At 65.3% G+C, this 13,753-nt stretch carries 11 protein-coding genes; 5 read left to right on the top strand and 6 right to left on the bottom strand.

Going from position 1 to position 13,753, the window contains the following annotated elements; genetic code table 11:
* The first annotated feature begins 980 nt into the window (after positions 1 to 980).
* Positions 981 to 1,544: a hypothetical protein gene (locus GX414_15510; protein ID NLI48510.1), complete on the top strand. Its 564-nt coding sequence runs from the start codon at positions 981 to 983 to the stop codon at positions 1,542 to 1,544.
* Positions 1,545 to 1,742: 198 nt separating this feature from the next.
* Positions 1,743 to 3,392, top strand: coding sequence for a single-stranded-DNA-specific exonuclease RecJ (recJ, locus tag GX414_15505; GenBank protein NLI48509.1), 1,650 nt, complete (start codon positions 1,743 to 1,745; stop codon positions 3,390 to 3,392).
* Here recJ and GX414_15500 read toward each other — a convergent pair.
* The 5 genes from GX414_15500 to GX414_15480 all read right to left on the bottom strand — a co-directional run bounded on the left by GX414_15500 (position 3,373) and on the right by GX414_15480 (position 8,069).
* Positions 3,373 to 4,155 carry an RNA methyltransferase gene (locus GX414_15500; protein NLI48508.1) on the bottom strand — a complete coding sequence of 261 codons (783 nt, stop codon included), beginning with the start codon at positions 4,153 to 4,155 and terminating at the stop codon, positions 3,373 to 3,375. The two genes, recJ and GX414_15500, sit on opposite strands and share 20 nt — an antisense overlap.
* A gap of 18 nt (positions 4,156 to 4,173) precedes the next feature.
* Complete coding sequence (locus tag GX414_15495; protein ID NLI48507.1) at positions 4,174 to 5,052, bottom strand: diaminopimelate epimerase; 879 nt, start codon at positions 5,050 to 5,052, stop codon at positions 4,174 to 4,176.
* A complete protein-coding gene (locus tag GX414_15490; protein NLI48506.1) occupies positions 5,049 to 6,422 on the bottom strand; it encodes a phosphomannomutase/phosphoglucomutase in 1,374 nt (457 codons plus the stop codon). The genes GX414_15495 and GX414_15490 overlap by 4 nt, the downstream gene beginning before the upstream one ends.
* A gap of 20 nt (positions 6,423 to 6,442) precedes the next feature.
* Positions 6,443 to 6,937 (bottom strand): pantetheine-phosphate adenylyltransferase, encoded by a 495-nt coding sequence (coaD, locus tag GX414_15485; GenBank protein ID NLI48505.1) that lies wholly within the window; start codon positions 6,935 to 6,937, stop codon positions 6,443 to 6,445.
* Between the two features lie 139 nt (positions 6,938 to 7,076).
* Entirely contained in the window at positions 7,077 to 8,069 is a 993-nt protein-coding gene (locus tag GX414_15480; protein NLI48504.1) for a tRNA-dihydrouridine synthase family protein, read from the bottom strand.
* 195 nt (positions 8,070 to 8,264) lie between these two features.
* On the opposite strand from GX414_15480, the gene GX414_15475 reads away from it, so the two are divergent.
* Genes GX414_15475 through alaS form a run of 3 tightly spaced genes read left to right on the top strand, consistent with a single transcriptional unit; the run spans position 8,265 to position 12,515 of the window.
* Complete coding sequence (locus GX414_15475) at positions 8,265 to 9,395, top strand: type IV pilus twitching motility protein PilT (GenBank protein NLI48503.1); 1,131 nt, start codon at positions 8,265 to 8,267, stop codon at positions 9,393 to 9,395.
* Positions 9,395 to 9,886, top strand: a complete 492-nt coding sequence (locus tag GX414_15470; protein NLI48502.1) for a hypothetical protein — start codon at positions 9,395 to 9,397, stop codon at positions 9,884 to 9,886. The genes GX414_15475 and GX414_15470 overlap by 1 nt, the downstream gene beginning before the upstream one ends.
* Positions 9,876 to 12,515 carry an alanine--tRNA ligase gene (alaS, locus tag GX414_15465; GenBank protein NLI48501.1) on the top strand — a complete coding sequence of 880 codons (2,640 nt, stop codon included), beginning with the start codon at positions 9,876 to 9,878 and terminating at the stop codon, positions 12,513 to 12,515. Before GX414_15470 ends, alaS begins: the two co-directional genes overlap by 11 nt.
* A gap of 833 nt (positions 12,516 to 13,348) precedes the next feature.
* Here the strand turns inward: alaS and GX414_15460 are convergent.
* Positions 13,349 to 13,753 (bottom strand): hypothetical protein (locus GX414_15460; protein ID NLI48500.1); only part of this gene is annotated, 405 nt, incomplete at its 5' end.

Below are 13,753 nucleotides of genomic sequence, written 5' to 3'. Positions count from 1 at the left end.
TGGGAATTCACCATCCATGGTCCGTAAAAAGCTTCGTGAGCCAGACACAATCGCGGCATTGCGCTGCCAGGTCAGCGAGCAGACTCAGGCTTGGCTTGATCTCCATTGGTCCAATTTCGATAGTGAACCAGCCAATATCCCATCGTTCCCCAGGTTTACTCTGGAGAAGATACCCGACGCTGGTACGATCTTAGTTCGTCGTTACAATCAGAGCACGTATCTATGCAGTCCGGACGGACTCCAGAGGATGGCGGTTAAAGTTTCAGAAGAATGGCCATTTGATCGCATTGCCAATGATTACCGATTTGCTTTTACAAGGGCGACTGACGGGAGTTTTGATTTGATCAGTCGTGACCCTCGGATAGAACTGATTCAGCCTGAATAGCTAAGGTGTTCTCAGGAACAAGGAGGGGCAAGCTGACGTGATCCGTTCGATTCCCGTTTTGGGAACCGAACCGGCGTCCGAAAACTGGATTCGAAGTTGTTGCTGCTCGACGCCAGGTATCCGATTTTACTGCAAACCCGTCACCCTCGTCCGGTGCCGGGAAATCAGGGGAGAAAATCGTTTCTCTGGTCGGGTTTGCGGGAAGTGGTTGTGCGAGATGACTTCTTCGTTTATTATCAAGAAGTTACGAGGAGAGCGGGCTTTGAGACTGTTTTGCGGTAGGTCGGCGTTCCCTCCACCATCTCGCCTAGTTTTCCGGCGGAATCGCACCGACGCTCTCTGCGTGCGCGACCTCGGAAACACACGATTGACTCCTTACCCAAATACACCGGTTTGGCACGGACATGCCTACCTGTCTGACAGCATGGGTCCGGCCGCCGCAAGGCGGCCGGCCGGCGGCGGCGGGGCGAAACTCGGGTCGACGACGTCCATCTTTATCAATGGAACGGAGAGCGGCCGCCCGGAGAGAGCGGCCGGGACCAGGATCCTGAAAAATGTGGATATCCGGTTGAAATGACAGGAGGGTCCGATTACAATGAAAGCGTTTGTCCGAATCATCGACGAGGTGGAATCCATGAAACAAATGGTGCGCGGTTCGGCCATCCTGCTGGTGCTCGTTGCATCGGTCCTCAGCCTGTCAGCCCAGAACGACAAGGCGGCCATCCAACAGCTGAAAGGCGAGCTGGAGCAGAAGAATATCGTGTACTTTGCCACAGCCGTCCCGGGTGCGGCAGGCACCTACGTAGGAGTCCAGCACATCAAGGGAATGGCGCTCATCGTCATCCACTGCCGAGCCGCCGCCGATAACATGTCCTTTCTTGACGAGGAGATCGCCAAGAAGGATTACCGCAAGGTGTATAAGGATTTGAGCATGATGCGCGGCAACGACTATTCGCTGGTCTTCGATTTCGGCCTCGACAGCCTGGAGATTGAGTCCGGTTCGGGGGACTTCATCCAGGAGAATGACAAGGTCCGCTATCTGAACAAATCGTTCACGGAAAACAATTTCACCACGCAGGAAGAATATGCGGCGTTTGTCGACAAATATCGTGAATCCTACGTCCGTTGGCTCCAGGTGATCAGCAAGCAGCTCCGCTAACCGGGCTTTCTGCTCCAGTCCGGGGGCAAAATCTGCGATTTTTCCAAAAATTTGGATAATTCTTCAAGAATATGTATTGTTCCGCGCCGATCCGGCGTGGTATAATTTTCTTTGATTCAAAAGCAGTCGAACCAAAGCAGCTCAAACTCCGAAAAAAAATGGATTGTCCAGCCAGTCCAGGAAGCGAGTATCGACCAGTTGGTCGAGGCGCTGAAAATCTCCCATCTCCAAGCGCATCTGCTGGTTAACCGAGGCATTCAGGCCCCTGAATCCGCCTACGCATTTCTCCACTCCACGCTGAAGGACCTGTACGATCCGTACCTGATGAAGGACATGCGGCGGACCGTGGACCGCATCATGCGGGCCATCCATCAGCGGGAGAACATCCTGATCTACGGAGATTTCGACGTCGACGGCGTCACATCCATCGTGGTGCTGAAGAAGACGATCCAGTTGCTGGGCGGCGTGTGCGGCTTCTACATCCCCCGGCGCCTCACCGACGGATACGGCCTGAAAAAGGAGGCCATTGAGGAGTTCAAGCATCAGGGCTACTCCCTGGTGATCAGCGTTGACTGCGGCATCCGGGCCACCGAGGTGGCCGAGTTCACGCGGGAGATCGGGCTGGACCTCATCGTGACGGACCACCACCTGCCCAGCGATGCGCTGCCGCCCGCCTACTCCATCCTGAATCCCCGGCAGACGGACTGCGCCTATCCCGACAAGAACCTTGCCGGCGTGGGCGTGGTATTCAAGCTTTGTCAGGCGCTGCTGCGCGAGGACGGCCGGGAGGAGCAGGCCGTCCAGTTTCTCAGCTTTGTGGCCATCGGCACCGTGGCGGACCTGGTGTCGCTGTCCGACGAGAACCGCATTATCGTCAAGTACGGCCTGCAGGCGCTGGACAATCCCGGCAACATCGGCCTGAAGACACTTCTGGAGATGGCGGGCGTCCGCGGCAAGGACATCACCTGCATCGATCTGGCGTTCAAGGTCGCGCCCCGGATCAATGCGGTGGGCCGCATGGGCGGATCCAACGCCGCCGTGGACCTGTTCGACTCAGCCGATCCCGAATTCGTCCGGCAGATCGTCAGCGACATGAACCGGAAAAACGTCCTGCGCCAGCAGGAGGAAAAGGTCATCCTGGACGAGATCGAGGAACTGACCCAATCCCGGCCGGACATTTTTGATCAGTCTGTGCTGGTGCTCGGCGGCGAAAACTGGCACCGCGGTGTCATCGGCATCGTCGCCTCCCGGATCATGGAGCGGTTCCACCGGCCCACCATCGTCCTGTCGCTGGAGAACGGCGAGGCCCACGGCTCCGGCCGCTCCACATCGAAATTCAATCTCCTGCAGGCCCTCCAGGATTGCGACTGCCACCTCATCAAGTTCGGTGGACATGCCCTGGCGGCGGGGCTGACGCTCAACAGCGACGACGTGGAGCGGTTCCGCGTGGCGATCAACGCGCACGCCGCCCGGACGCTCGGCCCCGACGAACTGATTCCCGAGCTCAATGTCGACACCTTCCTGGACCTGAACCAGATCAGCTTCAAGCTGCTCGACGAGATCAACGAGCTGGCCCCGTTCGGCGAGGGGAATCCCATCCCCGTGTTCGCCTCGTCGAACGTCAAGGTGTACTCCGGCCCCTGGCTCCTGAAGGACAAGCACCTGAAGATCAAGGTGGGCAACGTCCTGCAGAATTTCGACGCGGTCTGGTGGAAGAAGGGGGAACTGTTTGAGCGGCTGATCTACCAGAAACAGATTTCCGTGGCCTACAACATCCAGCTCAACGAATACAACGGAGTGAGCAACCTCCAGCTCAACCTGCGCGACATCAAGTTCGATCCGGTCTGATCCCGCCCGAGTCCGGGCCGCCCCGCCGGCGGCCGCGCCAACCGGCCTGCCCCAGCGCCCAGGCGGCCTGCCGCACGATCCCTCGCAGAATTTTGAGTTCCCGCCGGTCCGGACCGCTCCGCCCCAGCAGCCGCCGCAGCGTGTACATGATCCGCTCCGGATTGTCGGCGTGCAGGAAGCCCACGTCCAGCAGCAGGTCGCGGAGGTGGCGGTAGAACGCCTCCATCTCGGCGGCGGTGGCGGGCCGGAAGCGGGCGGCGGGCGGGGCCGCGCCGTCGGGTCGGGCGCACAGTTCGTAGAGCAGGATGGCGGCCGCCTGGGCGATGTTCAGCGAGGCGTAGGGCGACGCCGTGGGGATGCGAACGATCCACCGGCAGAGCTTCAGCTCCTCGTTGGACAGGCCGTGATCCTCGGGGCCGAGCACCACGGCCAGCGGATACCGGTCGGCCAGCGGGCGCACCGCGGCGGCGGCCGCCGCCGGACTCAGCGGCGCGCCGAAGGCGCTGGAGTCGGTGCGGCCGCAGGTGCCGATGAGACCGTGGAACTGCGGGAGCAGGGGGGGCAGCGCGTCGACGACGCGGGCGCGCCGCAGCACGCCGTCACCGTGGCAGGCCATCCGGTATGACTGCTCGTCGACGGGGCACTCGGGCGCCACCAGATACAGATCGTCCAGACCGAAGTTGGCCATGACTCGGGCGATGGCGCCGATGTTGGCGCTCCCCTGGGGGCGGATGCAGATGACGGACAGGCGGGATGCCGGCATGGTGCTCCCGGACGGATTTCAGTATTTCAGCGCGTGCGACTCGATCAGCCCGTGGAACACGAACTGGGCCTGCCCGTCCTGGATGACGTTGCCGGAGCGGTCCCAGCTCACGCGGGTTTCGCCGCCCTCCATGTGCACCAGGACCGGACTGTCGGTCCAGCCGTTGGCGATGGCCGCGACGGCGGCGGCGGCGCTGCCGGTGCCCGACGACAGGGTGTGGCCGACGCCGCGTTCCCAGATGGCGATTTCGATGGTGGCGGCGTCCACGACCCGGACGAACTCCACGTTGGCCCGCGCCGGGAAGACGGGATGCCGCTCCAGCAGCGGGCCGGTCGCGTACAAGGCGTTGAAATCGATCCGGTCCACCCGGACCACGCAATGGGGATTGCCCACGGCCAGCGGTGTGGCCTCGAAGGTCGCATCGCCGGCTTGCAACCGGAGTCGCAGCGGCGGCGGGCCGGCCGGTTCGGACAGCGCCAGCGGGATCACCGCCGGGTCAAAGGTGGCGGGGCCGAGATCCGTACGAAACGTGTACACGTTGCTCGCTCGGCTGAGCACGGTCACCTGCTTGAGACCGCCGGGTGTCCGGATCGACAGGCGCTCGCCGCGCGCGATCCCCGCGTGGCAGAGCGCCGCCGCCAGGCAGCGGATCCCGTTGCCGGACGATTCGGCCTCCGAGCCGTCGGCGTTGAAGATACGGGCGGTGAATTGGTCGGCCACGGCGTCCGCCGTCCACACGATCACACCGTCGGCGCCCACGCCGAACTTCCGCGAGCAGATCTTTTCCGCCATCTCGGGCAGGGGCAGGCGGAGCCCGCCCAAATGCTCGTCGCGAAGGAGGAGAAAGTCGTTGCCCAGACCCTGGCTTTTGAAGAAGGGGATCTCGAGGATGCTCATGACGGCACGATCTCGCGCTGGTATTTCCGGATGACGGCCATGACATCGTCCTGGATGGCCTGCAGCCGGTCGGGGGTGTCCGCCTCAAAACGCAGCACCAGGATGGGCTGGGTGTTGGAGGCCCGGACAAGCCCCCACCCGCCGGGGAAGCGGACCCGCACGCCGTCGATGTCGATCACCTCATGGTCGCGCCGGTAATGGTCCAGCACCGCCTGGACCAGCGGCGCCTTGTACGCCTCCGGGCACGGATGCCGGAGCTCCGGAGTGTTCACGGTCCCGGGCAGGTCCGCCAGCAGCCGGCTGAGCGGCTGTCCCGCGGCGTCCAGAATCTCCAGCAGGCGGCAGGCGGCGTAGATGGCGTCATCGAACCCGTAGTAACGGTCGGCGAAGAACATGTGGCCGCTCATCTCGCCGGCCAGCGCGGCACCCGTCTCCTTCATCTTGGCCTTGATGAGGGAGTGGCCGGTCTTCCACATCAGCGGCCGGCCGCCGGCGCGGGCGATCTCGTCGTACAGCACCTGCGACGACTTGACCTCGGAGATCACCGTGGCCCCGGGTTGCGCGGCCAGGACCTGCCGGGCGTAGATCAGGAGCAACTGGTCGCCGTGGAGGATCGTGCCCGTTTCGTCCACGACGCCGATGCGGTCGCCGTCGCCGTCGAAGGCAATGCCGAGATCCGCCGACTGCTCGCGGACCACCCGGATCAGATCGGCCAGGTTGGCGGCCACGGTGGGATCGGCCTCGTGGTTGGGGAACCGCCCGTCCACCGTGCAGTAGAGCTCGGCCACGCGGCACTTGAAGCTCCGCAGCAGGTCCGGCGCCACGAGGGCGGCGGTGCCGTTGCCGGCGTCCACCACCACCTTGGGCCGGCTGGCGAGCTCGCCGAACTGCCGTCGCAGGGCGGCGGCGTAGTCGGGGATCACCGGGCGGCGCTCCACCGGCGCGTTGCCCGTCTCGTAATCCTCGGCTTCGATGAGTCGGCGAATCTCCTGGATAGCGTCGTCGTACAGGGAGTCCGGCCCGCAATTGATCTTGAAGCCGTTGTACTCGGGCGGGTTGTGGCTGGCGGTGACGGCGACGCCGCCGCCGGCGCCGAGATGGTGGATGGCGAAGTACATGACCGGCGTGGGGCAGATGCCCAGGTCCAGCACCCGGACGCCGGAAGCCCGCAGGCCGTCGATGAGCCGGGCGGCGTACTCGGGCCCGCTCAGGCGGCCGTCGCGGCCCACCACGACGTCCGCCCGGCCGCGGCGCCGCAGGTAGGTGCCGGCGGCGCGGCCGATGGCGGTCGCCAGCTCCGGCGTCAGCTCCTCGCCGACGATGCCGCGGATGTCGTAACGCTTGAACACATGGGGGACGGGAATCTGCATGGGGTGCTCCGGGAACGGGCTCAGCGGCCGTGTTTCTTCAGCATCATGGTGTCGACGAGCTCGGGCACCAGGTCTTTCATGGACCCGCCCCGGGCGTACACTTCCTTGACCAGACGCGAGCTCAGGAAAGAGTACTTGAACGCCGGCACCAGGAACAGCGTCTCGATCTCCGGCGCCAGCTTGCGGTTCATGAGGGCCATCTGGAGCTCGTACTCGTAGTCCGAGACCGCCCGGATGCCGCGGATGATGACCGTGGCGCCGTGTTGGCGCGCCGCATCCACTAGAAGGCCGCTGAAGTGGATGGGCTCCACGCGACCCTTCAGCCCGCGGACGGCATCCCGGAGCATCACCAGCCGCTCCTCCGGCGTGAAGCAAGCGGTTTTGTCGGCGTTGATCAGGATGGCGGGGATGACGGTGTCGAACACCTCGAGGCTGCGCTGGATGATGTCCACGTGACCGTTGGTGACCGGGTCGAACGATCCGGGGTAGATGGCGATGACGGACTGTGGTTTCATGTGATCTCCTCGAGGCGGGGCCGCGCCGGCGGACCCGCCTGGTGTCCGGGCTCCTTCCGGCTGCGTCCGCCGCGGGTCCGGCCGGTCCGAATCGATGGAAGATCAATATAGGAGAAACGCCGGCGGCTGTAAAGGAGTTTCAAGTCCGGCCGGGTGGCGCGGCGCCGCCGGACGCACCGGCGGGGCAGGCGGCGAAGAAGGCGGCGATCCGGTCGCGGGCCTCCGCCAGGCTGCCGGCGGATTGCACCCGCGTACGGAGGTTGTGGCCGAAGGCCAGCGGCTGGGCCAGCCAGTGGGTGAAGATCTTCAGCCGCGAGAGGCGCCGCTCCGGCGGCAGGTACTGTTCCAGAAGTGCGATGAACTCCGCCAGGATCGCGGCCGGATCCGCCGGCGGAGCGTCCGGGTCGGCGATCTCCCGGAACAGTCCCGGCCGCATGGCGGCGCCGCGGCCGATCATGATGCCGTCGCAGCCGGTCTCGGCGCGGAGGCGGCGTGCGTCCGCCGAGGTCAGCACATCCCCGTTCCCCACCACCGGCACGCCGGTCCACTGGCGGACCCGGGCGATGTAGTCCCACCGGGCGCGCCCTTTGAATTTCTCATGCTGCCAGCGCGGGTGGACGGTCACCGTCTGGACGCCCTCCGCCCCCAGCATCCGGCAGAAATCCGGCAGTCCGGCGGCGTGCTCCGCCCAGCCCAGGCGGATCTTGGCGCTCAGGTGGCCGCCGAACGACCGCCGTACGGACGCCACGACGGCGCGGGCCCGGTCCGGGTCGCGCATCAGGGCGACGCCCTGGCCCTTGGCGATGAGCCGCGGCGCGGCGCAGCCCATGTTCAGGTCCACCCGGGCCACGCCCCGCGACTCGAGCAGGGCGGCGGCGCGGCCCATCAGCTCGGGGTCGCCGCCGACGATCTGGTGGACGAGCCCCGTCTCGGCCGGATCCTGGATGAGGAACACCGACCGGTGCGCCGATTCGCGGACCAGCCGGCCGGCGGACAGCATCTCCGTGAAATAGACGTCGCAGCCGCCGAGGCGCCGGAGCATCATCCGGAAGGCGGCGTGGCTCAGTTCCGCCATGGGCGCCAGCACGAGCGGGCAGTTGTCGGGATGTTCAAACGGCGTCGTGACTGGCATCTTGGGTTGGGGGCGGGAATCGGTTGAGATGAGGGGCCTCCGAAGCGTCCCACGCGGGAGCGGCGGCGTTGCAGGCTCCTTATAACACGTCACCGCCAGGCTGTAAACGGCTGTCCCGCCGGCCGGGACACATTTTCTTGACACCTCTGGGGGGCTGGATTAAGATGAAACCAATCTGTAAATCGGGGCAACACCATGAAAGTAGATGACCTGTTGAAGATCGCCGTGGCGAAGGGGGCGTCGGACCTTCATCTCAAGGCGGGCTCATTCCCGCACGTCCGCGTCAATGGCGAACTGGTGCCGCTCATCGACTTCAAGAAGCTGACGAAAGAAGACACGCTCCTCATGGCCTTCGGCATCATGAATAACCGCCAGAAGCTGTATTTCAAGGAAAATTCCGAGCTCGACCTGGCCTACGGCGTCAAGGCCCTGGGCCGGTTCCGCGTGAACGTCTTCCAGCAGCGGGGCACGGTCTCGCTGGTTTTTCGTGTCATCCCCGCCAACATCAAGACATTCGACGAGTTGAACCTGCCCGAGGTGCTCAAGAAGATCGCCCTGATCCCCCGCGGTCTGATTCTGGTCACCGGGACCACCGGTAGCGGCAAGTCCACGTCGCTGGCCACGATGATCGACTACGTCAACGAGAACGAGACCAACCACATTGTCACCATCGAGGACCCCATCGAGTTCCTCCACCGCGACAAGAAGTGCATCATCTCCCAGCGCGAGGTCAACGTCGACACCAAAAGCTTCGCCGATGCGCTGCGCAGTTCGCTGCGCCAGGACCCGGACGTGATCCTGGTCGGCGAAATGCGTGACCGCGAAACCATCGAGACGGCGCTGCTCGCTGCCGAGACCGGCCATGTGGTCTTCTCGACCCTGCACACCCTGGACGCCACCGAGACCATCAACCGCATCATCGCCGTGTTCCCGCCCCACCACCAGAACAACATCCGCATCCAGCTGGCGTCGCTGCTCCGGGCGGTCGTCTCCATGCGCCTGCTGCGGCGTTCCGACGGCAAGGGCCGCGTGCCGGCCATCGAGGTGCTCATCGTGACCGAATTCGTGCGCAACTGCATCAACGACCCGACCAAGACCAAGTTCATCAAGACCGCCATCGCCAGCGGCACCAGCCAGTACGGCATGCAGACGTTTGACCAGTCCATTTTCGGCTTCTACAAGCGGGGGTTCATCTCCTACGAAGACGCCCTGGGGTACGCCTCCAACCCGGACGAGTTCAAGCTCCGGGTCCAGGGCATCTACTCCACCGCCGACAGCGCCCAGGAGGAGATGGAGAAGGAAATGGAGCGCATGCAGAACCTCTGATGCCTCCGGACGACACCCGCCTGTTACAGTACGCGGTGCGCCTGCTGGCCCGCCGAGGGTATCCGGAAAAGGCCCTGCGCGAGCGCCTCCTGCGGCGGTCGGCCGACGCCGCGGCCGTCGAAAAAGTCATAGACAAACTCAAGGCCTTAAACTATCTTAATGACTTTCACTGGGCTGGCTTGTGCGCCCGCGCCTGGGCCGTCGAACGGCACTGGGGCCCTCACCGCATCCTGCACGAGCTGGTGGCGCGCGGGGTGGACGCGGCGACGGCCGAGCGTGTCCTGGCCGCGACGCTGGCGGAACACCCCGAGGCGGAGGTGCTGGAACAAGCCGTGGCCAAATGGCAGCGGCTCGCCGGAATGCCCCGCCGCGTCGCAGACCTGAAACGCCTGGAGACCTATCTGGCCCGCCGCGGGTTCGGCTTCGACCGGATCCGGGAGCGGCTGGCCGAAATCGAACTGCCCGCAGAGGACGACACCGATGACCGGTAACGAGATCCGCCAGAGCTTTCTGAAATACTTCGAATCCCGCGGCCACCGCCTGGTGCGCAGCTCCGCGCTGGTGCCGGAGGGCGACCCGACGCTGCTCTTCACCAACGCCGGGATGAACCAGTTTAAGAACACCTTTCTGGGCAAGGAGCGCCGCGACTACACCCGGGCCGCCTCCTGCCAGAAGTGCATGCGCGCCGGCGGCAAGCACAACGACTTGGAAAACGTGGGCCGGACCGCCCGGCACCACACGTTTTTCGAGATGCTGGGCAACTTCTCGTTCGGCGACTACTTCAAGGCGGAGGCCATCGAGTTCGCCTGGGAGCTGGTCACAAAGATCTACGGACTCGATCCCGCCCGGCTCTACCCCACCATCTTCGAGGCGGACGACGAGGCCGACGGCCTGTGGCGCCGCATCACCGGCCTGCCGGCCGAGCGGATCCTCCGCTTCGGCGAGAAGGACAACTTCTGGGCGATGGGCGACACCGGGCCGTGCGGGCCCTGTTCGGAAATCCTCTACGACCTGGGCGCCAGCCCGGCCGGCCACACCGACTGCGGGCCAACCTGCGAATGCGGCCGTTACCTGGAGATCTGGAACCTGGTCTTCATGCAGTACGAGCGTGACGCGGCCGGGACGCTCCATCCGCTGCCGGCGCCGTCCATCGACACCGGCATGGGGCTGGAGCGGCTCACGTCGGTGCTCCAGGGGAAGCTGTCCAACTACGACACCGACCTGTTCATGCCGCTGATCCACGAGACCGAAGGAATCGCCGGGGTGCGGTACGGCGGGGACTCCCGCGGCGACCTGTCGCTCCGGATCATCGCCGACCACAGCCGGGCCGGCGCCTTCCTCGTGGCCGACGGCGTCCTGCCCTCGAACGAGGGCCTGGGCTACGTGCTGCGCAAGATCCTGCGCCGGGCCATCCGCCACGGGCGGATGCTCGGCCTGCATGAACCGTTCCTGCACCGGCTGGCGGGCACGGTGATCGACCGGATGGGCGACGTCTACGACGAGCTGGTCAGCCGGCGCGACTACATCGCCCGGGTGGTGCAGGCCGAGGAGGAGAAGTTCTCCTCCACCCTGGACTTCGGGCTCAAGAAACTGGACGAGGTGGTGGCCGGACGCGCCGGCGCCGACGTGCTCATCGGTGGGGCGGACATCTTCCGCCTCTACGACACCTACGGCTTCCCCACCGATCTGCTGGCCGAGATCGCCGACGAGCGGGGCTGGCGCCTCGACATGGACGGTTTTGCGGCCGAACTCACCCGCCAGAAGGAGCGCGCCCGCGCCTCCTGGAAGGGTGAGGCGCAGAAATCGGTCCCGCCCGCCATCCGCGACCTGGCGGAGGCCAGCCCCGCTGCGTTCCTCGGCTATGAGACGACGCAGGTCGACGACGCCTGCGTGGTGGCGATCCTGCGTGACGGCGAGCGGATGGAGACGTTGGCCGAAGGGCAGGAGGGGGATGTGCAGCTCGACCGCACGCCGTTCTACGCCGAGTCCGGCGGTCAGGTGGCCGACCAGGGCTTCCTGCGGACCGCGACCGGGACCGCCCGCGTGCTGGACGTGCAGACGCCGGTGGGCGGCGTCATCCTGCACCGGGTGCGGATGCTGCAGGGCACGCTGCGCACCGGCGAGACAGTCGCCGCCGTGGTGGACGCCGACCGCCGGTTCGCCACCGCCTGCAACCACACCGCCACCCATCTGCTGCACGCGGCGCTCCGCGACGTGCTCGGCGAGCACGTGAAGCAGGCCGGCTCGCTGGTGGCCCCCGACCGGCTGCGGTTCGACTTCAGCCACTACACGGCGGTGAGCCCGAGTGAGCTGGCCGCGATCGAGGCCGAGGCCAACGAGCAGATCTGGCGGGACCGGCCCGTGCGGACCAGCGTGATGGCCATCGACGAGGCGGTCGCCAGCGGCGCCATGGCCCTGTTCGGGGAGAAGTACCAGGAGACGGTCCGTGTCATCGCCGTGGAGGGATTCAGCCGCGAGCTCTGCGGCGGGACGCACCTGGAGCGCACGGGCCAGATGGGCGTGGTCAAGATCCTCGCCGAGAGCAGCATCGCCTCGGGCGTGCGGCGCATCGAGGCCGTTGCCGGTCCCAACGCCTACCGGCGGTTTGCCGAGAGCGAACAGCTCCTGGGCCGGCTCCACCGCACGCTGAAGGTGGAGCCGGAGCAACTGCCAGCCCATGTCGAGGAGCTGCAGGAGACCATCCACCGCCACCAGAAGGAGCTGGAGCGCCTGCGGATGCGCCTGGCGTCCGGGATCGTCGGCAACATCGCCGCCCAGGCCGAAACCGTGGCCGGCGTTTTTGTGGCGGCGGGCGTGGTCACCGACGTGGACCGCAACGCGCTGCGCGCCCTCACCGACCAGCTGCTCCGCCGGTTCGAGCGGGCGGTGGTGGCCCTCGGCGCCGAGATCGACGGCAAGGCGGCGCTGGTGGTCATGGTGTCGGAGAGCGAGACAAAACGCCTGCCGGCCCGCCAGCTCGCCCAGGATCTGGCCGCGATCGTGGAGGGGAGCGGCGGCGGCCGGCCGGCCATGGCCGAGGCCGGCGGCAAGAATCCGGCGCGGCTGGGCGAAGCCGTGACCGCGCTACCGCGGCTCGTGGAAGCGCTGGCCGCGCGGTAGCTACCATCTATCTTTTTTTTGTGCCCGTCATTCGTCATTCGTAATCGTAATCGTGATCGTAATCGAGGCTCGAAGCTCGAGACTCGATGCTCGTTCCCGTAACGCGGACATCGGAATTCGGGCATCGGATTTCGTGCTCGTAATTCATGATCGTGATCGCAAACGTAATCCCAACCCGGCGAGGCGGAACCCATTGGTTAAAAGCAGCTGGAATTCACTCGTCCGACCAGTCATTCATTGATCGGCCCGGCGCCTTAGAAATGTGCACGATCCGCCGGTTGGTAACGTGGAGGTACCGCGAGCGGCAGCGAGCGGCGCAAAAGCCCAATCGGCACGCCTGACCCCAGGTGTCCAACCACTCTGTTCCTGCCGCTTGAATGCTTCCGGGATCAACGGGCCGACCATCGCCGCGGGTCTGGCAACGACGCCTCAGGTCGCGTGACACGCACGGCCGCTACCGTGATGGAATGGTGTCGCGGCGTCGGGACATCGATGCGGCTGGCCCCACGCGCCGCTCGCTGCCGCTTGCGGTACCTCCCGCCCGCCTGCTGTTTGATTTTGCTTATGGCTTCAGTAAAAAATCCTGCCAAAAATTGACAGAAAATCGAGAGTAACTGAGTAATCGTAATCGTGCTCGAGACTCGAGGATCGGTCCCGACGCGCACCGAACGGAACCAAGGCGGCATCATGCCGCCGTACACCAGACCGTCATGCTGTTTCACGATGGATCGCGGCGAGGCAGCAGGCCGCCTCCGGCAGGACGCGGCCAACTCCCGATCCGATTGCGATTCTCGCTCACGATCACGATTACGATTACGAATAACGATTACGAATTACGAGTTGAGGGGCAGGCGGCCGGTGCGGCGCAGGTGGGCGTAGAGCAGGGTGCCGCCGGTGACGGCGACGGGGAGACAGACGAAGTTCAGCAGCGGGATCCAGAGCATCGCCGCCGTGGCCGCACCCAGACCCATCGTCACGGCCTTGTGCCGCCAGACCACGCGGTACTTGTCCGTCCAGCGGAGGCGATCGCGGGTCAGCGGGCCGTCCAGCATCTCGCGGGCCAGGAAGAATGCCGATGCCACTGAACTCCCCGCCATGAACAGCGCCTGACCGGCCGCCGGAATCAGGTTGAGCAGGAGCAGCAGGCCCATCACCACCAGGTACAGGGCGAAATTCAGCAGAGAATGCCAGATGGAGACGCTGATCTGCCGGAAGAACACCGGCCAGGCGAACCCCTC

Source organism: Acidobacteriota bacterium, from assembly GCA_012517875.1.
GTDB lineage: Bacteria > Acidobacteriota > JAAYUB01 > JAAYUB01 > JAAYUB01 > JAAYUB01.
The sequence above is the reverse complement of the archived record's forward strand: the minus strand, read 5'-3'. Positions and strand labels throughout refer to the sequence as shown.

Coding starts and splice junctions, on each gene's coding strand:
- GX414_15510 (NLI48510.1), top strand. CDS start 981: ATGAAAGCGTTTGTCCGAATCATCGACGAGGTGGAATCCATGAAACAA.
- GX414_15500 (NLI48508.1), bottom strand. CDS start 4,155: ATGCCGGCATCCCGCCTGTCCGTCATCTGCATCCGCCCCCAGGGGAGC.
- GX414_15495 (NLI48507.1), bottom strand. CDS start 5,052: ATGAGCATCCTCGAGATCCCCTTCTTCAAAAGCCAGGGTCTGGGCAAC.
- GX414_15490 (NLI48506.1), bottom strand. CDS start 6,422: ATGCAGATTCCCGTCCCCCATGTGTTCAAGCGTTACGACATCCGCGGC.
- coaD (NLI48505.1), bottom strand. CDS start 6,937: ATGAAACCACAGTCCGTCATCGCCATCTACCCCGGATCGTTCGACCCG.
- GX414_15480 (NLI48504.1), bottom strand. CDS start 8,069: ATGCCAGTCACGACGCCGTTTGAACATCCCGACAACTGCCCGCTCGTG.
- GX414_15475 (NLI48503.1), top strand. CDS start 8,265: ATGAAAGTAGATGACCTGTTGAAGATCGCCGTGGCGAAGGGGGCGTCG.
- GX414_15470 (NLI48502.1), top strand. CDS start 9,395: ATGCCTCCGGACGACACCCGCCTGTTACAGTACGCGGTGCGCCTGCTG.
- alaS (NLI48501.1), top strand. CDS start 9,876: ATGACCGGTAACGAGATCCGCCAGAGCTTTCTGAAATACTTCGAATCC.